This window comes from Bacillus sp. FSL K6-2431, from assembly GCF_038005165.1.
Lineage (GTDB): Bacteria > Bacillota > Bacilli > Bacillales > Bacillaceae > Bacillus > Bacillus pumilus.
The window spans coordinates 1,156,611-1,177,022 of sequence record NZ_JBBOSQ010000001.1 but is presented as its reverse complement, the minus strand read 5'-3'; the positions used below and the strand labels follow the sequence as shown (position 1 = coordinate 1,177,022).

The following is a 20,412-nucleotide window of genomic DNA, read 5'->3' as shown; positions in this document are numbered from 1 at the left end:
GACGAGGCAGGAAATGATCACATGCTAAGTTCGCTACATCGTGTAGCAACGCATGTGTGATATGCATCCTGCATACCTCGGAGAGTTTGATCCTGGCTCAGGACGAACGCTGGCGGCGTGCCTAATACATGCAAGTCGAGCGGACAGAAGGGAGCTTGCTCCCGGATGTTAGCGGCGGACGGGTGAGTAACACGTGGGTAACCTGCCTGTAAGACTGGGATAACTCCGGGAAACCGGAGCTAATACCGGATAGTTCCTTGAACCGCATGGTTCAAGGATGAAAGACGGTTTCGGCTGTCACTTACAGATGGACCCGCGGCGCATTAGCTAGTTGGTGGGGTAATGGCTCACCAAGGCGACGATGCGTAGCCGACCTGAGAGGGTGATCGGCCACACTGGGACTGAGACACGGCCCAGACTCCTACGGGAGGCAGCAGTAGGGAATCTTCCGCAATGGACGAAAGTCTGACGGAGCAACGCCGCGTGAGTGATGAAGGTTTTCGGATCGTAAAGCTCTGTTGTTAGGGAAGAACAAGTGCGAGAGTAACTGCTCGCACCTTGACGGTACCTAACCAGAAAGCCACGGCTAACTACGTGCCAGCAGCCGCGGTAATACGTAGGTGGCAAGCGTTGTCCGGAATTATTGGGCGTAAAGGGCTCGCAGGCGGTTTCTTAAGTCTGATGTGAAAGCCCCCGGCTCAACCGGGGAGGGTCATTGGAAACTGGGAAACTTGAGTGCAGAAGAGGAGAGTGGAATTCCACGTGTAGCGGTGAAATGCGTAGAGATGTGGAGGAACACCAGTGGCGAAGGCGACTCTCTGGTCTGTAACTGACGCTGAGGAGCGAAAGCGTGGGGAGCGAACAGGATTAGATACCCTGGTAGTCCACGCCGTAAACGATGAGTGCTAAGTGTTAGGGGGTTTCCGCCCCTTAGTGCTGCAGCTAACGCATTAAGCACTCCGCCTGGGGAGTACGGTCGCAAGACTGAAACTCAAAGGAATTGACGGGGGCCCGCACAAGCGGTGGAGCATGTGGTTTAATTCGAAGCAACGCGAAGAACCTTACCAGGTCTTGACATCCTCTGACAACCCTAGAGATAGGGCTTTCCCTTCGGGGACAGAGTGACAGGTGGTGCATGGTTGTCGTCAGCTCGTGTCGTGAGATGTTGGGTTAAGTCCCGCAACGAGCGCAACCCTTGATCTTAGTTGCCAGCATTTAGTTGGGCACTCTAAGGTGACTGCCGGTGACAAACCGGAGGAAGGTGGGGATGACGTCAAATCATCATGCCCCTTATGACCTGGGCTACACACGTGCTACAATGGACAGAACAAAGGGCTGCGAGACCGCAAGGTTTAGCCAATCCCATAAATCTGTTCTCAGTTCGGATCGCAGTCTGCAACTCGACTGCGTGAAGCTGGAATCGCTAGTAATCGCGGATCAGCATGCCGCGGTGAATACGTTCCCGGGCCTTGTACACACCGCCCGTCACACCACGAGAGTTTGCAACACCCGAAGTCGGTGAGGTAACCTTTATGGAGCCAGCCGCCGAAGGTGGGGCAGATGATTGGGGTGAAGTCGTAACAAGGTAGCCGTATCGGAAGGTGCGGCTGGATCACCTCCTTTCTAAGGATATATGGAGCAGTGTGCGTTTTCGTCTTGTTTAGTTTTGAAGGATCATTCCTTCAAGACATGTCTCTAGCGAGACAGGATTGTTCTTTGAAAACTAGATAACAATAAGTAATACATTCACATTGAATGCAATGCAAAGTTCATCACACATAGTGATTCTTTCTAAAGTAAGAAATGGTTAAGTTAGAAAGGGCGCACGGTGGATGCCTTGGCACTAGGAGCCGATGAAGGACGGGACGAACACCGATATGCTTCGGGGAGCTGTAAGCAAGCTTTGATCCGGAGATTTCCGAATGGGGAAACCCACTGCTCGTAATGGAGTAGTATCCATACTTGAATACATAGAGTATGAGAAGGCATACCCGGGGAACTGAAACATCTAAGTACCCGGAGGAAGAGAAAGCAAATGCGATTCCCTGAGTAGCGGCGAGCGAAACGGGAACAGCCCAAACCAAGAGGCTTGCCTCTTGGGGTTGTAGGACACTCTATACGGAGTTACAAAGGAACGATATAAGCGAAGAGGTCTGGAAAGGCCCGCCAAAGAAGGTAACAGCCCTGTAACTGAAATGTTGTTCTCTCCAGAGTGGATCCTGAGTACGGCGGAACACGTGAAATTCCGTCGGAATCCGGGAGGACCATCTCCCAAGGCTAAATACTCCCTAGTGACCGATAGTGAACCAGTACCGTGAGGGAAAGGTGAAAAGCACCCCGGAAGGGGAGTGAAATAGATCCTGAAACCGTGTGCCTACAAGTAGTCAGAGCCCGTTAAAGGGTGATGGCGTGCCTTTTGTAGAATGAACCGGCGAGTTACGATCCCGTGCAAGGTTAAGCAGAAGATGCGGAGCCGCAGCGAAAGCGAGTCTGAATAGGGCGCATGAGTACGTGGTCGTAGACCCGAAACCAGGTGATCTACCCATGTCCAGGGTGAAGTTCAGGTAACACTGAATGGAGGCCCGAACCCACGCACGTTGAAAAGTGCGGGGATGAGGTGTGGGTAGGGGTGAAATGCCAATCGAACCTGGAGATAGCTGGTTCTCTCCGAAATAGCTTTAGGGCTAGCCTCAAGGTAAGAGTCTCGGAGGTAGAGCACTGATTGGACTAGGGGCCCCTACCGGGTTACCGAATTCAGTCAAACTCCGAATGCCGATGACTTATCCTTGGGAGTCAGACTGCGAGTGATAAGATCCGTAGTCGAAAGGGAAACAGCCCAGACCGCCAGCTAAGGTCCCAAAGTATACGTTAAGTGGAAAAGGATGTGGAGTTGCTTAGACAACCAGGATGTTGGCTTAGAAGCAGCCACCATTTAAAGAGTGCGTAATAGCTCACTGGTCGAGTGACTCTGCGCCGAAAATGTACCGGGGCTAAACGTATCACCGAAGCTGCGGACTGTTCTTACGAACAGTGGTAGGAGAGCGTTCTAAGTGCTGTGAAGTCAGACCGGAAGGACTGGTGGAGCGCTTAGAAGTGAGAATGCCGGTATGAGTAGCGAAAGACGGGTGAGAATCCCGTCCACCGAATGCCTAAGGTTTCCTGAGGAAGGCTCGTCCGCTCAGGGTTAGTCGGGACCTAAGCCGAGGCCGAAAGGCGTAGGCGATGGACAACAGGTTGATATTCCTGTACCACCTCCTCACCATTTGAGCAATGGGGGGACGCAGGAGGATAGGGTAAGCGCGGTATTGGATATCCGCGTCCAAGCAGTTAGGCTGGGAAATAGGCAAATCCGTTTCCCGTAAAGGCTGAGCTGTGATGGCGAGCGAAATTTAGTAGCGAAGTTCCTGATTCCACACTGCCAAGAAAAGCCTCTAGCGAGGTGAGAGGTGCCCGTACCGCAAACCGACACAGGTAGGCGAGGAGAGAATCCTAAGGTGATCGAGAGAACTCTCGTTAAGGAACTCGGCAAAATGACCCCGTAACTTCGGGAGAAGGGGTGCTTCTTAGGGTGTTAAAGCCCCGAGAAGCCGCAGTGAATAGGCCCAGGCGACTGTTTAGCAAAAACACAGGTCTCTGCGAAGCCGTAAGGCGAAGTATAGGGGCTGACGCCTGCCCGGTGCTGGAAGGTTAAGAGGAGCGCTTAGCGTAAGCGAAGGTGCGAATTGAAGCCCCAGTAAACGGCGGCCGTAACTATAACGGTCCTAAGGTAGCGAAATTCCTTGTCGGGTAAGTTCCGACCCGCACGAAAGGCGCAACGATCTGGGCACTGTCTCAACGAGAGACTCGGTGAAATTATAGTACCTGTGAAGATGCAGGTTACCCGCGACAGGACGGAAAGACCCCGTGGAGCTTTACTGCAGCCTGATATTGAATGTTGGTACAGCTTGTACAGGATAGGTAGGAGCCTTGGAAACCGGAGCGCTAGCTTCGGTGGAGGCATCGGTGGGATACTACCCTGGCTGTATTGACCTTCTAACCCGCTGCCCTTATCGGGCAGGGAGACAGTGTCAGGTGGGCAGTTTGACTGGGGCGGTCGCCTCCTAAAATGTAACGGAGGCGCCCAAAGGTTCCCTCAGAATGGTTGGAAATCATTCGCAGAGTGTAAAGGCACAAGGGAGCTTGACTGCGAGACCTACAAGTCGAGCAGGGACGAAAGTCGGGCTTAGTGATCCGGTGGTTCCGCATGGAAGGGCCATCGCTCAACGGATAAAAGCTACCCCGGGGATAACAGGCTTATCTCCCCCAAGAGTCCACATCGACGGGGAGGTTTGGCACCTCGATGTCGGCTCATCGCATCCTGGGGCTGTAGTCGGTCCCAAGGGTTGGGCTGTTCGCCCATTAAAGCGGTACGCGAGCTGGGTTCAGAACGTCGTGAGACAGTTCGGTCCCTATCCGTCGCGGGCGCAGGAAATTTGAGAGGAGCTGTCCTTAGTACGAGAGGACCGGGATGGACGCACCGCTGGTGTACCAGTTGTTCTGCCAAGGGCATCGCTGGGTAGCTATGTGCGGACGGGATAAGTGCTGAAAGCATCTAAGCATGAAGCCCCCCTCAAGATGAGATTTCCCATTCCGCAAGGAAGTAAGATCCCTGAAAGATGATCAGGTTGATAGGTCTGAGGTGGAAGCGTGGTGACACGTGGAGCTGACAGATACTAATAGATCGAGGACTTAACCTATATTCTAATGTGAAGTTTGAACATTGTTATCTAGTTTTGAGAGAACATTTTTTAAATATCTCTTGATTTATTTTCAATACATAGTATAATATCTTTTGTCACTAAATTGTCTGGTGATGATGGCGAAGAGGTCACACCCGTTCCCATACCGAACACGGAAGTTAAGCTCTTCAGCGCCGATGGTAGTTGGGGGTCTCCCCCTGTGAGAGTAGGACATCGCCAGGCTTTCTTCATTCCGCAGTAGCTCAGTGGTAGAGCTATCGGCTGTTAACCGATCGGTCGTAGGTTCGAATCCTACCTGCGGAGCCAATTTGGAGAGCTGTCCGAGTGGCCGAAGGAGCACGATTGGAAATCGTGTAGGCGGTAACCCCGTCTCAAGGGTTCGAATCCCTTGCTCTCCGCCACAATTTACATAATAAAGGGCCCGTTGGTCAAGCGGTTAAGACACCGCCCTTTCACGGCGGTAACACGGGTTCGAATCCCGTACGGGTCACCATTTTATAGAATATACACCAGTGTTTTTTATTCGGAGGATTAGCTCAGCTGGGAGAGCATCTGCCTTACAAGCAGAGGGTCGGCGGTTCGAGCCCGTCATCCTCCACCATATCTTTTATATCATCGCGGGGTGGAGCAGTTCGGTAGCTCGTCGGGCTCATAACCCGAAGGTCGCAGGTTCAAATCCTGCCCCCGCAACCAAATTATTTTATACACCAATGGGGAGTGCTCATTGAGTGCAACCAAAATGGTCCGGTAGTTCAGTTGGTTAGAATGCCTGCCTGTCACGCAGGAGGTCGCGGGTTCGAGTCCCGTCCGGACCGCCATTTTTAAAATAAATACTTGGCTCGGTAGCTCAGTTGGTAGAGCAACGGACTGAAAATCCGTGTGTCGGCGGTTCGATTCCGTCCCGAGCCACCACTATTTGCCGGTGTAGCTCAATTGGTAGAGCAACTGACTTGTAATCAGTAGGTTGGGGGTTCAAGTCCTCTTGCCGGCACTGTTTTTCAAATGTGGAGGGGTAGCGAAGTGGCTAAACGCGGCGGACTGTAAATCCGCTCCCTCCGGGTTCGGCGGTTCGAATCCGCCCCCCTCCACCATTTTTATTTTCATAGGGGCATAGTTTAAAGGTAGAACAGAGGTCTCCAAAACCTCCGGTGTGGGTTCGATTCCTACTGCCCCTGCCAATTTTCTTAATATGATTCATAACATCTATGGCGGTTGTGGCGAAGTGGTTAACGCACCAGATTGTGGCTCTGGCACTCGTGGGTTCGATTCCCATCAATCGCCCCATTTTATTATTGGGCTATAGCCAAGCGGTAAGGCAACGGACTTTGACTCCGTCATGCGTTGGTTCGAATCCAGCTAGCCCAGTTGATTCGCGGAAGTAGTTCAGTGGTAGAACACCACCTTGCCAAGGTGGGGGTCGCGGGTTCGAATCCCGTCTTCCGCTCCAATAATGGCGGCATAGCCAAGTGGTAAGGCAGAGGTCTGCAAAACCTTTATCCCCGGTTCAAATCCGGGTGTCGCCTTTTTGAAAAGACTGCCGGGGTGGTGGAATTGGCAGACACACAGGACTTAAAATCCTGCGGTAGGTGACTACCGTGCCGGTTCAAGTCCGGCCCTCGGCACCATGTTTTTTATCATAAGTTGCGCTCTTTAATGATCATGCCGGTGTGGCGGAATTGGCAGACGCGCACGACTCAAAATCGTGTTCCTCACGGAGTGCCGGTTCGACCCCGGCCACCGGTATCTATTAATAATTTCATGATCGGTTTTTACCGTCAACCTAACGTTTCACCCTTGTGGTGAAACGTTTTTTTGTGGTTTAAATGAGTTATTTAGATAAAAATAGAAACCTATTAGAAAATAATGAGCATGTACTTCTTTTAGCAGAATAATCTTTAGATGATTTGCAACATTTGATAAGATACATTTAACCATGTAAGGAAACAAAATGGGGTAGCGCATTCACATAAAACAGTGAAATACTTTTGTGTAACTAAATGAATATTTGTGGGTACATACACATCTTTAGCTAACATCATCATTGTGACCCAATTTGAGGGGAGAATTTATGAAAAAACAAAATGATCATGAAGAGTTATTGACAGGTGGCAATGTCTCGAACGTATATCGTTCTGGAGATACGGTTCGTCGAGAAGTAAAGTCAGACAATATCAATATACAAAAGCTGCTAAAGCATTTAGAAAAAAAGAATTTCTCCTATGCTCCAAAGTTTTTAGGGGTTGATGAAAAAGGTAGAGAGATATTGTCCTTCATTGAAGGCGTAGCCGGTCATGATCCCTTAAAAGAATACATGTGCTCTCACCATGCCTTAAAAGAAATAGCGAGAATGCTTAGACTGTATCATGATGCTGTTCGTGATTTTCCCATTTCAGACGATTGGGAACGAATGGACAATACGCCTAACAACATAGAGGTTGTGTGCCATAATGATTTTGCTATGTACAATATCATTTTCAATAATGAAAAACCAGTAGGAATCATTGATTTTGATGTAGCTGCTCCTGGTCCAAGGCTGTGGGATATCGCATATACTCTGTATACTTGTGTACCTCTCAGTAGGTTTTTTCGCACAGAAACAGGAGAGATCGTGAACTACCATTCATCAGAACATGCAGACCAGATAAAGCATAGAGTGAAACTGTTTTTTGAAGCTTATGGTGAGGAAATAGCAGAAGATTATGTGGATATGGTGCTGCTGCGTTTAAAAGGGTTATGTCAGTACATGAAACGAAAAGCGAGTGAAGGTGATATAGCTTTTCAAAAAATGATTCAGGAGGGGCACCTTGAACATTATCAAAAAGACATTCAATTCATTCATGAACACCGAAAAGAATGGATTTGAGGATGCCAAGGGCCTTCTAAAAGTCAAAGACCAATTAGGTGTTTATACCACTCTTATCACGCTTAAATAAGGAGGAGACATTTCCAGAAGCTGAAGGCGTATATTATGTTAAAGATAGTTGGGAGAACTACGATAAAATCAAAAAAGTGATTCAAAGGCGTTATTTAGAATGGGTGAATCAGTGTTAAGGAATCAGGTTTATGATTCAAAGATAAATGAGAAATAGAAAGAATGTAAAAAGGTGGAGTTGTTAACTTGCAAATGAAGACGATATTACAGACCATCATTGAAGACGAGGGATCACATGATTATCCGCTTTTTAGACAGTACTGTGTGAAGAAAGAACAGGGTCTGCGTAAAGATGCGTTAAAGGTTCTTCGGTTTTTTGTTGAAGAAATGAAGGAGAGCGAATTTGCAGCACGGCGTTCATTTGTTGCTTGGCTGTTTGAAAAGATTGAACGGTTTGAGGATGGTCATCATTTGCTTGTGTATCCATTGATCATTGGGGTGATTCAGCCTGTTATGCAAGAGTGGGAGAAGGTTGATCCTATGGATGTGAGACCGTATCGCTGGCAGGGCTTGTTTGTGCATCAGGGAGAAGGGCTGCCCTATTTATTGAAGGCACTAGAGCTTGGAGGTAGCAAGGAGCAGCGTGTCATTGTACAAATTTGCGAAACCTATTTATCGGCTTTGTGGTATTCGTTTCATCATATACATGAAGATCTTTATTTAAGCACCTATGAGAAAGATCAAGAGCGAATTCAAGGCATTGAAGATGTCATGATGCTGATCGAAGATAAAAGGATTCGTACCAATGTTGAAAAACAAGCAGCCTATTATGATCAGCTTTTATCGGACTGGAAGAAATTTCAGCAAACGGAGACAAGAGGATTCATGAAATGGTGTGCGGAGCGTAAGAAGCCGTATGAGTGGGTAGAGGCTTTTTATTATTAACAATAGATGAGGAAACGGCAGAATTCATTCTGCCGTTTATTTATGCCATATACGCTCTATTTCTATATGATCTGGTTTGAAATATTTCAGGACATAGACATCTGGATTACTTAGCTTCTCCCACTCTTTGAATCCAATCGTGGGATCGGCATGTTTAAGAAGCAGGCTCATAAGATTGCCATGTGTGACGAATAGAGTATGATTTTTTCCTAATTTTATTTGTTCATAGAGTGCCTCTACAATACGATTCATCGCTTCTTGGCTCGATTCTCCGCCTTCACAGGTCATATGCAAGTCCGTAAAACTGAGCTTTAGTTTCTCATACCAATCGTCCATTGGTCTGCTGCTTAACACACGTTCAGAGAGACGATGATCAATTTGTACCTCGAGCTGTTTTTCATGAGCAAGAGGCTCAATGGTTTGGATCGCTCGCTTATAGGGACTTGAGATGATCTTATTGAGGTGAATGCCGGAAAAGAACTGTGCTAGTGCATGAGATTGTGCGATGCCTTGTGGCGTTAAATACGCATCCTCGGATTGTTCAGTTGCTTGGCAGTGTCTGACGATATAATATGTTTTCATGTGACACACCTTTCATCGAGTATAAAAAAATCATCCAGGATTGGATGAGGATAGGTTCATTTGTTCGGATCTGTTTCTTTATAGGGATCTGTGAGCTTCGAGGTGAGGTCTAAGTTGAACAAAAAATCATCTACTGTGTCTGTACCAAAGGGAAGTGTGGAGAAGTTGATTGGGATGCTGTCTTCTTTCATTTCTGAGATGATCTGTTGTTTAGGCTGCTTTTTTCTCCAGTACTTAAACAAGCGCATGTAAAGCCCCCTTTTCTATGAAAAAGATGGATTTATACATAATATACGGGGAGAGTTGTCCAGGCGTCAAATGTTTTCTTAGAGAACGATGAAAAGAGCCATAGGAAAGCAAGGCCCTTTTGTCCATTTACTTGGCACGACGTAATGCTTTCAGCACTTTACGTTCACATTTTAAGTTGTATCGCTTCTGATGAAGTTTATCTGTGTTACATCTGCCAATGACTTGGCGGACATCTGGATGATAAATGATGAGATGCCTGTAAGCTGGATCATTTAATAACTCATGAAACCAGCTATATTTTTTGAGATGGGCTGCGTTTCTAGAGATATCCTCTTCATCTACCTGTAGAAAAGGGATATATACAGCAAGTGACAAGATATCGAAAATGAATCCCATGTTGGTTCCTCCTTCCATATTATTTCCTACGCTTAGAAGGAGGAAAGGTTTCATTCAATAAAACTTTAAAAACAATCCCAATGCATAAACCATTCTTTTGTGTCTTTGTCGTAATAGAAATACATCGTGCCATTATCACCAATCATGAACCGAGGTTTTTCTTCTGAGGCGATTTGCAGCATGAATTCGCCTTGTTGTTGATGGGGTGGGGATTGAATATACGCCCCATATCCACCGATTTTTGTGAACGAATAATTGGTGTATTGATCAAAGAAGTGTTCTGTCGCTTCATCACTTTCATTTACTTCTGATAAATCGACGTATGACCACGCTTCTTCCCAGCAAGGGTAGTCTTCTTGCTCACTTTCCTTCCATTGGATTTGAAAGGGTTTGAGTCCTCTCACTTCTTCAGGAGTTTCAACTACTTCTAATCCTTCCATATCTGCATATTCAATGAGCTTCCAGCCCTCGCCGTTTTTGGTAATATCCATCGGAAGTGCTTTCTGGTTGAGAAAGATTTGAATCATTTTACATTCATTGAATTCGTTCAATCCTCCTGGCACTTCAGGTAAATAAATTTGTAAGATCGGAATCATGACGCCATCTTGATCTATGGGCCAGCCTTGATCGGGGTGGATGAAGAAATGACCGGCAAACCAGCTGTGTGTTGCTGGATCAGGACGAAAGCCGCCAATCTTAGCCACGACGGGTGTTTTTCCAATTTGCTTTAATTCATGAAAAGCCTTGATCTCCATTATTTATCCCGCCAATCTTTAGCCTGCAATGTGGGCATCTTGAAACGTGCCATTGATATTGCCTGAGACAATGATGACATGTCCCCAAAATAAATCACCGTCATGACAGTAGACTTCAAACTCTCCATCTGGGTAAGCATGCAGACTTTCAAGGGAGATGCGGCTTATAAAGTGATCCAGCGTAAGCTCTTCTTGTGTTTCAGCGGAGTCATCTTGCTCCTGCCAGTCTTTAGCTAATTCAAGCAGCTGATTTGCTGCAAATGATTTAATAGAAGCATCCCATGTGGTCTTCTCTTTCATGAGTTGTCTAGCGGTTCGAAGTGAGTCGTTTACTTTTTCATCTTCTTCGAGGTTGAAGTAGAGCAGGCATTCTTGATTACTCCACTGGATCGTTGTTTCAAATAAGTCTAGTCCTTTCACTAATTCAAAGGTGCCCAGCAGGTCATCATGATAAAAGACAGGTTTTTGGGCTTCTTCTAGTATCTCTTGCAGCTCTTCATCCTGTGTATCTGTATCGATGAGTGATACAAGCATGAACTCACCTTCACCTTTTCGGACCTGAAGTGTCACGATTGATTCTTTATGTAATTGTGCCTGCTTTTCCCTTAATCCCTCTTCATCTGTTAACCAGCAGAGTCTTATGTTTTCTGTTGTAACGAAGTCTTTTTCCTTCCATGCAATCAGTGGAATAGAAGCAGTCCAAAGAGCTTCCTGTCCGGCTTTTCCTGCACCTACTCCTGAAGGTCCTGTGACAGCAATGATGTGGTCTATTTCTTCTGAAAATCGTTCTTCAAATGCGTTAATTTGTTTGTTATGTTTCATGTGATGTCCTCCAGCCTGATTTGTTGAAAATCTATATCTTTATCACACCGCACATCAGGAGGAGAAATCAAGCTTTTTTTGCTTGAAACTTTTTTAGATTGTCAGAAGGAGAGAAAATACATGGATGATTGGAGGTTGAGTCACAATAAATACGAATATGTTATGTATCGAATTTTGTATATATTTGGGTAAATAAGTCGAAAAGCCTAGGTGATTCTTCCTTTTCTTTATAATTACTTTGACACGAATAGATGAAAAAAGTAAAGTAGTACTGAGTGATTTACAAACCCTTCTTCATCTATTGAATTGCAAAGTGTGTGTAAATGAAATGTAAATGGATATTTTTCCTTTTATTTACTCGTATTTTTTTTGAAACCTATGATGCTTCTCATACGTTATATTAACGGAGCACACATATCCGGCGGAAACAGAGCATCGGGAATGCTTGGTGAAGAAGATTTACATTTGCAAAATCAATGTAAATTTTTTATGATTTCATTTATATCAGAACGATAATAAGAAAGAAGAGGTTTTATGAAAAAAATATTTGCGAACAAATATAGCTTTTTTGTATTGGCTGTCCTTTTATTTTGGGCGAAATCGTATGCAGCCTACAAAATGGACTTTAATTTAGGAGTGAAAGGTTCTTTTCAAGAGGGTCTTCTCTTATTAAATCCATTTAGTTCAGCCATTGTGTTTTTGGGACTGGCTCTCTTTTTGAAGGGTCGTAAATCTGCCATAGTATTAATTGTGATTGACTTTATTATGACCGCACTTTTATATGCGAATGTAGCTTACTACCGTTTCTTTGATGACTTTTTGACTTTCTCCACAATGAAGCAAGCAGGCAATCTTGGAGGAGGCATGACTGGCGGTGTGTTATCTAGTATTAAGCCGCATGACCTTTTATATTTCCTTGATATCATTATCTTGATTGCGATTGTGATCTGGAGACCAGAAGTGAAGAAATTCCAAATGAAAAAGACATTTGCACTGTTGATTGTGGCTGCAGGTGTAGGACTGTTCTTTGTAAACCTTCATTTAGCTGAAAAGGACCGTCCAGAATTATTAACTAGAACATTTGATCATAAGTATGTTGTCAAATATTTAGGTGTTTATAATTATACGATTTATGACGGAGTACAATCAGCACAAAATGCAACACAGGTAGCAAATGCGAGCAGTGAAGATTTAACGGATGTTGTAAACTATACAGCTTCTCACTATGCGAAGCCAAACGCAGAGTATTTCGGTAAAGCAAAAGGGAAAAACATCATTAAAATCCATTTAGAAAGCTTCCAGTCTTTCTTAATTGACTACAAACTAAATGGAGAAGAAGTGACACCGTTTTTAAACAAGCTGGCTCATGGGAAAGAGGACTTTACGTATTTTGATAACTTCTTCCATCAGACAGGTCAAGGAAAGACAGCTGATGCTGAACTGATGATGGATAATAGTATGTTCGGCTTGCCAGAGGGAGCAGCGTTTGTGACAAAAGGTGAAAATACTTACCAATCACTCCCTGCTATCCTAGATCAAAAAGCAGGCTATACGAGCGCAGTGCTTCATGGCGACTATAAATCTTTCTGGAACCGTGACACGATTTATAAACATATGGGATATGATCAATTCTTCGATGCTTCACATTACAACATGGATGAAGAAAATCTTGTGAATATGGGTCTGAAGGATAAACCATTCTTCAAAGAATCAATCCCGATGCTAGAATCAATGAAAAAGCCATTTTATGCACATTTAATGACATTGACTAATCACTATCCATTTAATTTAGATGAAAAAGATGCGACGATTGCTAAGGCAACAACTGGTGACAAAACAGTAGATAACTACTTCCAAACAGCAAGGTATCTAGATGAGTCATTAGAGCAATTCTTTAAAGACTTGAAAAAATCAGGTATGTATAAAGACTCGGTCATTTTATTATATGGTGATCACAACGGTATTTCTGAAAACCATAACCGTGCAATGAGCGAAATTCAAGGGAAAGAAATTACACCTTATCAAAATGCTCAAAACCAGCGTGTACCACTCATGATTCGTATTCCTGGCAAACAGGGCGGCGTGAACCATACGTATGGTGGTGAAGTAGACGTGATGCCTACGCTTCTTCACTTACAAGGTATTGATTCAAATGAGTATGTGAATTTTGGAACAGATCTATTCTCTAAGAAACATGATCAAACTGTTGCATTCCGTAACGGAAACTATGTGACACCAAAATATACACTTGTAGATAACACTGTCTATGATACAAAAACAGGTAAAGTTGTGAAACAAAATAAAAAGACAGAGGCGATTAAAGCCCGTGTCGATAATCAGTTAAGCCTTTCAGATAAAGTGCTTTATAGGGATCTTCTTCGATTCCATAAGCTGTCTGATTTTAAACCAGTGAATCCATCTGATTATTTCTATGGTAAATCAAAAGAAAAAGAAGAGGATTCTTCTACTAAGTAACTGAGTTTTGGGCAAGCACAGAAGGGTGCTTGCCTTTTTCTCTCTCATCGCTTGATTTGTTGGCAAATTATGTTTATATTTAGGGTGATACAAGCGTGATGCTGGCGTGCAGCTAGCGGAACTCATTTCGTCCTAGGGGATTTCAGGAGGAGCTTATGACAACAAATACAAAAACACAAAAAAAGAAATCAGAAGTATGGGGCTGGCTCAAAGCGATCTTAATCGCATTCATTGCCGTTTTTATCATTCGTAACTTTTTATTCGCACCGTATATTGTAAAAGGGACCTCTATGGATCCAACATTGCATAATACAGAGCGGGTTTTTGTGAATAAGACGGTTGATTATTTCGGTGATTATAAGCGGGGACAGATCATTGTTCTTGATGGGGAAGACCGCAGTACTCATTATGTTAAACGGTTGATTGGTTTACCTGGTGATAAAATTGAAATGAAAAATGACCAGCTGTATGTCAATGGTCAAAAGGTGGCAGAGCCTTACTTAGCGTCAAACAAAAAGAAAGCAGCCGCAGATGGCATCTTGCTGACACCTGATTTTGGTCCTCTTACCGTTCCAAAAGGCAAGTATTTTGTCATGGGTGACAACCGTCAAAACTCAATGGACAGTCGTAATGGCTTAGGTCTTTTTACAAAGAGTGATATTCAAGGAACGACATCATTTGTGTTCTATCCTTTCCAAGACGTTCGACTACTCAATAATGAATGAAACATAAAAAAGCACACAGAGGTGTGCTTTTTCTATTTCATTCAGCCTGGCTCTTTTTGATCGCCTGTTCAAGATCTGCAATAATGTCTTCAATCGCTTCTGTTCCAACAGATAAACGAATGAGCTCAGGTGTGACGCCTGTCGCTTTTTGTTCTGCTTCACTTAATTGCTGATGCGTTGTGCTGGCAGGATGAATGATCAATGATTTAGAATCGCCCACATTTGCGAGATGTGAGAAAAGTTTAACTGAATCAATAAGCTTTTTACCTGCTTCTCGTCCACCTTTAATACCGAATGTGAGAATGGCGCCTTGTCCTTTTGGTAAATAGGTTTGAGCAAGCTCATAAGATTCATGGCTTTCAAGACCTGGGTAGCTTACCCAATCTACAAGAGGGTGATCTTGTAAGAATTGCGCTGTTTTTAACGCATTTTCACTATGTCGCTCGAGACGCAGATGCAAAGTTTCTAGGCCTTGCAGAAGTAAAAATGAGTTGAAAGGTGACAAGGCTGCTCCTAAATCCCGTAAGAGCTGCACACGTGCTTTTGTGATATAAGCCGCTTCTCCAATTGCGTCGGTATACGTCAGGCCGTGATAACTTGGATCTGGTTCAGTCAGCCCTTTGAACTTATCACTGTCGGCCCAAGGAAACTTGCCGCTATCGACAATGACACCGCCAATTGATGTACCATGACCGCCAATGAATTTTGTAGCGGAATGGACGACAATGTCTGCGCCAAACTCAATCGGTCTTAATAAATATGGGCTTGCGAGCGTATTGTCCACAATAAGCGGAATGTGGTGCTTGTGTGCAATGGCTGAGATGGCTTCAATATGTAGAATGTCGCCTTTAGGATTCCCAATACTCTCTGCATACACTGCCTTCGTTTTGTCTGTAATCGCTGCTTCGAGTTCTTCAAGGTTGGATGAATCGACAAATTTCACTGTAATGCCGAGCTTTTTAAGCGTATGAGCAAACAGATTGTAGGTGCCTCCATAAAGGCTGCTGGAGGAGACAATTTCGTCACCAGCTCCTGCAATGTTTAAAATAGAATAAGTGGTCGCTGCTTGTCCAGAAGAGACAGCAAGTGCACCAATGCCGCCCTCAAGCTCGGCGATCCGTTTTTCAAAGACGTCATTTGTGGGATTCATAATGCGAGAGTAAATATTTCCGGGTTCCTGCAGTCCGAATAAATTCGCCGCATGCTCACTATCTCTAAAACCGAAAGAGCTTGTTTGGTAAATAGGCACGGCTCTTGAATAGGTTGCTGAATCAAGCTCCTGACCTGCGTGAATGGCTTTTGTTTCTAAACGGAATGGACGTTCTTCTGACATGTGTGTATCCTCCTTTTGTTAGATAAAACCAACTACTTTGATAAGAAATATTTAATAAGACTATAAATCTTGTTTCGAGCTTGGTCAATCATTTTTTAGATAAATCTGAAAAAATAATAAATAAAGTTGATGGGCTTTTTTAATTTCAATGAGGAAGGGTGTGGATACGCTGGATGAAAAGAGGGATTGTTGCATTAGAGAGTACGGATCAGTTTTTTTGAAAGCAATCAATCATTGCCAACTAGTGAAATCATGGGAATGTCTATGCTGTAAGTTGTTTTTTCATAAAAAGAAGCGAATCATATGTTGGATGTTACTCAAGAAAAGAAAGGGCTTTTTTCCCAATGGACTTTCTTGTATATACATATTTTAAGTGACAAGAGAAGAAGGGAAATAGACTCACTCTTTTATCGGAATTATCAGTAAATATTTCGTAAATGGTGTGTTAACGACATATAATTAGGACCTTTTTATCTGATATATCGGGGGAATTCTTGCTATTTCACAAAAAAGAAAGAATATATAAAGGGATTGATAAAAATGGACTATTTCAAAAAAAGAAGAAAAAAGATGGTTTAATTGCCATTATATGGGTTTTGTGGTTCTTAAGGAGTGAAAAAATCTAGCTAATAAGATAGGGGTTCTGTACTTGAAAGTGAAGAATTGAATAAAAAGTCACATTTTATCCGAAAGTATGTTCGGTCAAAAATGGGATCTTCTGTTGATGTTTGGAGAGTAGAGCCTATGATACGATCATCATAAGCTGGGAGGTGAAAAGTATGACTTATGCAGCGCCGCAAGTTGACTATTCCACTATGGAACCTGCTATTATGGACCAAGCTTGGTTCTTAGTATTTGTTGCTGTCCTTCTTGGATTGGGAGCAACAGTTGTTCTAGGAGCAGCAGTTTGGTGTTTAGCAAACGGCAAGGGTAGCTTTACAGGAGCCGTTCAGTGGGAAAGTGGCTTAAAAGTCCAAATTGAATGTAAGTAGCTATACTTAGGATTCATCTTTTTACTTCTATGAAATGACACCAAGGCTAAACCGTCTGTGGCGGGCGGTTTAGCCTGATCTGTTTTTAAAGAATATGCAGACACTTGGAGGTTATATGTTTACGATCGAGAAATTAACCAAGACGTATAAAAATAACGTGACTGCTGTCAATGATTTTCATTTAAAAATCGACCCTCATCAAATCGTTGCTGTTGCTGGACCGAATGGTTCTGGTAAAACAACGATGATTAACTGTATACTCGGCATCATTAAGCATACAGAAGGAACGATTCTGTTGCAGGATGTCACAAATGACGAACCATCCTTTAAAAAACAAGTAGCCTATGTTCCAGATGATCTGCTGCTCCCTGAAGCATTGACTGGGGCTGAATATTTAGATTTTGTTTCTTCTATGTATGAATGTAAAACAATTCATAGAAGAAATCAACTAATTGAACTGTTTGATATGGACTCGGCTTTATCAAGACCGATTGAAACCTATTCACATGGTATGAAAAAAAAGACACAGCTGATTGCCGCCTTTATGCTTGATAGTCAATTGGTGATCATGGATGAGCCCTTTAGAGGACTTGATATTGAAGCGGTTATAAACACAAAGAAACTGATGAAGCGTTATGCCGAGCACCATGGTGCGATCTTGCTTTCAACGCATGATATGCTTTCAGCGGAAGAGCTGTGCCACAAAATCGCCATTATTTCTAAGGGAAATAAAATGGATGAAGGAACGGTCTCAGCCTTAAAAGAGAAGTATCAATCAAGCACATTGGAACAGGTGTTTCTGAAAGCTTCAATGTTAAGTGATAGGGGTGCACATTTTGATGAAATCATTAATCATTTCTAGAATGATGCTTAAAATGTGGCAGCAGGAGATGTATAAGCTCTTTGATACTCAGACGAAGCGGATCATTGTGATCTTATTCTTTTTATTTGCCGTCACAATGGGCGCCATCATCGGATACAGTTTTACGGGTGTCTTTATGAAGGCTTTCTTAAATGGCGATGAGCGCTCACTAGGATTACTCGTTGTGTCAATGGCGATCAATGCATCCATCTTTACTAGCCTGTTATTCATTTTGATCAAGGTCAGAACGCCAGAGCAAGACCGTTTTTCTATGCAGCTCAGCTGGTTCCCGCTTTCTACCTTTCAGAAAAGCCTTGGTTACTTTATTCCGATGGTGACAGTGGTGGCAGGACTTGTTTTATTTTTTATCGGTATTCTGCTTTTACCTAATTTTATTGCCCAGGGAATAGGTATTTTCTTTATCTTTACGTTCTTTTTGATGGTGATTTTGCAATCGCTTTTTGTCTTAATGCTTTTGCAACTCATTTATAATATGACGTATTTGGTCATTCTGAAATTAAAATTACCGTTGCAAAAATTTGCAGCGATCTTTGTTTTATTAGCACTGGTTGTAGCGTATGGAATGACGCATTTTGATATCAGTCAAATTCAGCAATCATATATACAGTTTGATTATCATTTGATGTATTTTACAGCACCGTTTTTCTTAGCGGCTCAAGGAATGTCTCCTGAAGGGGTAAACTATGCAATTTTGATTCTGTTTATCCTTTTATCGGCGAGCGGTGCATTTCTTTCCCTTGCGATGATGCCGATTATGGCAGAGAAAAAAGCGTTAACCTTCTTAAACAAACTGCCGTTCTCTTCTTCAAAAAAATGGTCACTTATTGTAAAGGAAATGAAATCACAGGTGCGAAATGAAGAAAACATTTTAAACTTTCTCATTCTCCTCATTGTGATCTTATTCGTCCGTTATCAATTTGGATTCCGTTTTGAAGAAGAAGCATTTTTTGTTCTCTGTGCTCTTGCTGGATTAACCGCCTTCAATTCATTTGGCAATGATAAACGAATGCTGGGGATGTACAAAACATTTGGTCTAAGATCGTGGGAAGTGGCTCTGTATAAGTTTATCGGGCTTTTGCTTGTTGGTGTACTGCAAATTGCAATCTTCATGCTGACAACGCTGACGCTTCCTGATCAGGTTTGGAACGTATTGATTGGGGCCGCTGTCTTATGCAATGCCACTGCGCTCTTTTATGTGGTAGGTATTTTACTTCCGCTTGATCGGAACAATCCTTACACAGGCATTTTTTCATTTGGAGCACTTATTTTACTCATGATTCCGATTGTTTTTATTGGAAACTATGTCATAGGGGAGTCGAGTCAAACACTTCAGTGGCTGCTTGTAGCTGCATTTGAAGGTCTGCTCATCTTTGCCATATACAAAGGTTTTTCATGGAGGTATTCACATGATTCAACTTCTTAAAAATAAGCTAAAGATTGAGCGGGTACCGGCACTTGCGCCGTATGTGACCTTACAAAAGAGACATCTCACGGATACGCAGTATGGAAGCACACTCCCGATTAATGAAAGTGCCTATCATATGTTAACGAAAGTAGATGGCAAAAGGACAGAAGCGAGTATTACCGCAGAGCTCGCCGATTTGTTTCAGGTCGATGAGTCTGTGATTTCTCGTGACTTTTATCAACTGATAATGGGGTTGAATCAGCACCACTTACTGTCTATTCATTATCAATCACCATATCGAATTGTGACAGCCTGCTGTCAATTTTTCAAGCAGTATCAAGTGAAAATGAAGGAACGATTTGATTGCACTGGTCACTCGTTCTTTCATATTTTTGGGACAGCATTACTCATGGTGACGCGTAAAATCATCTTTTTCTGGATGCTTTTTATGGTCATGGCAGGGATCGCTTTTTTATTCATTCCTGACCGGTCGATTGCAGCCATTGCGATTTATTTTACAATTATATATTTTGGATTAATTACCGGGACCGCATTACATGAGGCAGCACACGGCTATGCTCATCGAAAATTTGCGGGAAGGGATGGTCCACAAGGCTTTTTTGCGAGTGATATGATGTCTGTGAAATTTGTAAGACCAGTATTAGATCCGTTTCAGAAAAAGCAGGTATGGATTACCCTGCTTGGGCCGCTTGTCCCAGGTGTGATCGGAGCAGCAGGGATCATTGTGACCGTATTATGTCTAAAAGAAAATCCAATTTCAACAGGTTTCTTTATTTTTTCAATCACGTATTTTATTCAATTACTCTATCTTCTTCCGTTTATGGGGGATGGTAAATCCATTATGAAGCAGCTATTGCTTGGGGGAATGGGAGGACAACGATCATGAACGTACAGGCGATGAAACAAGGTGCTATTGTTGGTGGTTTTCTGGGGTTTTTAGGCTTTCCGATGCTGACAATCGGTGTATTGTTCTATCATTTATTTCAATCAAAAACGAATGATGCTTTATTATTTAACAGTCTCGCTTTTGAGATGGAAGGTTCATCCGCATTTACTTTTCAAATCAAGCCAAACTTTTTTATTTATATGATTGTGATTTTTGCCGCGAGTTTTCTCATTGTGGCTATCTTATCAGCCATGAAGCAGAAAAAAGCGAAAGGTTAGGAGAATTCTCCTAATCTTTTTTTTGTATGTCCAACCAAATTTTAGTATAATAGA

At 43.3% G+C, this 20,412-nt stretch carries 15 protein-coding genes, 16 tRNA genes and 3 rRNA genes; 28 read left to right on the top strand and 6 right to left on the bottom strand.

Annotation, left to right across the window (positions count from 1 at the left end):
- Positions 1–74: 74 nt before the first annotated feature.
- The 21 genes from MHH40_RS06060 (at position 75) to MHH40_RS05960 (ending at position 8,556) form a co-directional block, all read left to right on the top strand.
- Positions 75–1,623: ribosomal RNA gene (locus MHH40_RS06060) — 16S ribosomal RNA — on the top strand.
- Positions 1,624–1,805: 182 nt separating this feature from the next.
- Positions 1,806–4,736: ribosomal RNA gene (locus tag MHH40_RS06055) — 23S ribosomal RNA — on the top strand.
- Positions 4,737–4,845: 109 nt separating this feature from the next.
- Positions 4,846–4,961, top strand: a 5S ribosomal RNA gene (gene rrf, locus MHH40_RS06050).
- The 16S, 23S and 5S rRNA genes sit together here with 16 tRNA genes alongside, the layout of an rRNA operon.
- 9 nt (positions 4,962–4,970) lie before the next feature.
- Positions 4,971–5,045, top strand: a tRNA-Asn gene (locus tag MHH40_RS06045).
- A gap of 4 nt (positions 5,046–5,049) precedes the next feature.
- Positions 5,050–5,140, top strand: a tRNA-Ser gene (locus tag MHH40_RS06040).
- A gap of 17 nt (positions 5,141–5,157) precedes the next feature.
- Positions 5,158–5,232 (top strand) — tRNA-Glu (locus tag MHH40_RS06035).
- 32 nt (positions 5,233–5,264) lie between these two features.
- A tRNA-Val gene (locus MHH40_RS06030) sits at positions 5,265–5,340 on the top strand.
- Between the two features lie 15 nt (positions 5,341–5,355).
- Positions 5,356–5,432, top strand: a tRNA-Met gene (locus MHH40_RS06025).
- A gap of 48 nt (positions 5,433–5,480) precedes the next feature.
- Positions 5,481–5,557 (top strand) — tRNA-Asp (locus MHH40_RS06020).
- Positions 5,558–5,575: 18 nt separating this feature from the next.
- Positions 5,576–5,651 (top strand) — tRNA-Phe (locus MHH40_RS06015).
- A 6-nt stretch (positions 5,652–5,657) separates the two neighbouring features.
- Positions 5,658–5,730, top strand: a tRNA-Thr gene (locus tag MHH40_RS06010).
- A 15-nt stretch (positions 5,731–5,745) separates the two neighbouring features.
- Positions 5,746–5,830: transfer RNA gene (locus tag MHH40_RS06005), tRNA-Tyr, on the top strand.
- A gap of 13 nt (positions 5,831–5,843) precedes the next feature.
- Positions 5,844–5,917 (top strand) — tRNA-Trp (locus MHH40_RS06000).
- 30 nt (positions 5,918–5,947) lie between these two features.
- Positions 5,948–6,023: transfer RNA gene (locus MHH40_RS05995), tRNA-His, on the top strand.
- Positions 6,024–6,032: 9 nt separating this feature from the next.
- Positions 6,033–6,104, top strand: a tRNA-Gln gene (locus tag MHH40_RS05990).
- 7 nt (positions 6,105–6,111) lie between these two features.
- Positions 6,112–6,186 (top strand) — tRNA-Gly (locus MHH40_RS05985).
- Positions 6,187–6,191: 5 nt separating this feature from the next.
- Positions 6,192–6,262, top strand: a tRNA-Cys gene (locus tag MHH40_RS05980).
- A gap of 13 nt (positions 6,263–6,275) precedes the next feature.
- Positions 6,276–6,364: transfer RNA gene (locus tag MHH40_RS05975), tRNA-Leu, on the top strand.
- A gap of 36 nt (positions 6,365–6,400) precedes the next feature.
- A tRNA-Leu gene (locus MHH40_RS05970) sits at positions 6,401–6,482 on the top strand.
- Between the two features lie 325 nt (positions 6,483–6,807).
- Positions 6,808–7,602 (top strand): phosphotransferase, encoded by a 795-nt coding sequence (locus MHH40_RS05965; protein WP_050945454.1) that lies wholly within the window; start codon positions 6,808–6,810, stop codon positions 7,600–7,602.
- A 255-nt stretch (positions 7,603–7,857) separates the two neighbouring features.
- On the top strand, positions 7,858–8,556 hold the full coding sequence (locus MHH40_RS05960) for a hypothetical protein (RefSeq protein WP_050945453.1): 699 nt from the start codon (positions 7,858–7,860) through the stop codon (positions 8,554–8,556).
- A 36-nt stretch (positions 8,557–8,592) separates the two neighbouring features.
- On the opposite strand, the gene MHH40_RS05955 is transcribed toward MHH40_RS05960, so the two are convergent.
- The 5 genes from MHH40_RS05955 to MHH40_RS05935 all read right to left on the bottom strand — a co-directional run bounded on the left by MHH40_RS05955 (position 8,593) and on the right by MHH40_RS05935 (position 11,360).
- Positions 8,593–9,138, bottom strand: coding sequence for a histidine phosphatase family protein (locus MHH40_RS05955; RefSeq protein WP_050945452.1), 546 nt, complete (start codon positions 9,136–9,138; stop codon positions 8,593–8,595).
- A 56-nt stretch (positions 9,139–9,194) separates the two neighbouring features.
- On the bottom strand, positions 9,195–9,386 hold the full coding sequence (locus MHH40_RS05950) for a hypothetical protein (RefSeq protein ID WP_003212265.1): 192 nt from the start codon (positions 9,384–9,386) through the stop codon (positions 9,195–9,197).
- 127 nt (positions 9,387–9,513) lie between these two features.
- A complete protein-coding gene (locus tag MHH40_RS05945; protein ID WP_050945451.1) occupies positions 9,514–9,783 on the bottom strand; it encodes a hypothetical protein in 270 nt (89 codons plus the stop codon).
- A gap of 65 nt (positions 9,784–9,848) precedes the next feature.
- On the bottom strand, positions 9,849–10,538 hold the full coding sequence (locus MHH40_RS05940; RefSeq protein WP_050945450.1) for a DUF1963 domain-containing protein: 690 nt from the start codon (positions 10,536–10,538) through the stop codon (positions 9,849–9,851).
- A gap of 18 nt (positions 10,539–10,556) precedes the next feature.
- Positions 10,557–11,360 carry a DUF2262 domain-containing protein gene (locus MHH40_RS05935; RefSeq protein ID WP_050945449.1) on the bottom strand — a complete coding sequence of 268 codons (804 nt, stop codon included), beginning with the start codon at positions 11,358–11,360 and terminating at the stop codon, positions 10,557–10,559.
- A 534-nt stretch (positions 11,361–11,894) separates the two neighbouring features.
- Here MHH40_RS05935 and MHH40_RS05930 point away from each other — a divergent pair.
- The gene (locus MHH40_RS05930; RefSeq protein ID WP_003210978.1) at positions 11,895–13,835 is read left to right on the top strand and encodes an LTA synthase family protein; all 1,941 of its coding nucleotides are present in this window, start codon (positions 11,895–11,897) and stop codon (positions 13,833–13,835) included.
- 155 nt (positions 13,836–13,990) lie between these two features.
- A complete protein-coding gene (gene lepB / locus MHH40_RS05925; protein WP_003211638.1) occupies positions 13,991–14,560 on the top strand; it encodes a signal peptidase I in 570 nt (189 codons plus the stop codon).
- Between the two features lie 37 nt (positions 14,561–14,597).
- On the opposite strand, the gene MHH40_RS05920 is transcribed toward lepB, so the two are convergent.
- The gene (locus MHH40_RS05920) at positions 14,598–15,893 is read right to left on the bottom strand and encodes a homocysteine synthase (protein WP_050945448.1); all 1,296 of its coding nucleotides are present in this window, start codon (positions 15,891–15,893) and stop codon (positions 14,598–14,600) included.
- A 779-nt stretch (positions 15,894–16,672) separates the two neighbouring features.
- On the opposite strand from MHH40_RS05920, the gene MHH40_RS05915 reads away from it, so the two are divergent.
- The 5 genes from MHH40_RS05915 (at position 16,673) to MHH40_RS05895 (ending at position 20,358) form a co-directional block, all read left to right on the top strand.
- A complete protein-coding gene (locus MHH40_RS05915) occupies positions 16,673–16,885 on the top strand; it encodes a hypothetical protein (protein ID WP_003211695.1) in 213 nt (70 codons plus the stop codon).
- Positions 16,886–17,000: 115 nt separating this feature from the next.
- Positions 17,001–17,747 carry an ABC transporter ATP-binding protein gene (locus MHH40_RS05910; protein WP_050945447.1) on the top strand — a complete coding sequence of 249 codons (747 nt, stop codon included), beginning with the start codon at positions 17,001–17,003 and terminating at the stop codon, positions 17,745–17,747.
- Positions 17,725–19,191, top strand: coding sequence for a hypothetical protein (locus tag MHH40_RS05905; RefSeq protein WP_050945446.1), 1,467 nt, complete (start codon positions 17,725–17,727; stop codon positions 19,189–19,191). Before MHH40_RS05910 ends, MHH40_RS05905 begins: the two co-directional genes overlap by 23 nt.
- Positions 19,175–20,080, top strand: a complete 906-nt coding sequence (locus tag MHH40_RS05900; RefSeq protein WP_050945445.1) for a PqqD family protein — start codon at positions 19,175–19,177, stop codon at positions 20,078–20,080. The genes MHH40_RS05905 and MHH40_RS05900 overlap by 17 nt, the downstream gene beginning before the upstream one ends.
- Positions 20,077–20,358 carry a hypothetical protein gene (locus tag MHH40_RS05895; protein WP_050945444.1) on the top strand — a complete coding sequence of 94 codons (282 nt, stop codon included), beginning with the start codon at positions 20,077–20,079 and terminating at the stop codon, positions 20,356–20,358. The genes MHH40_RS05900 and MHH40_RS05895 overlap by 4 nt, the downstream gene beginning before the upstream one ends.
- Positions 20,359–20,412 lie beyond the last annotated feature (54 nt).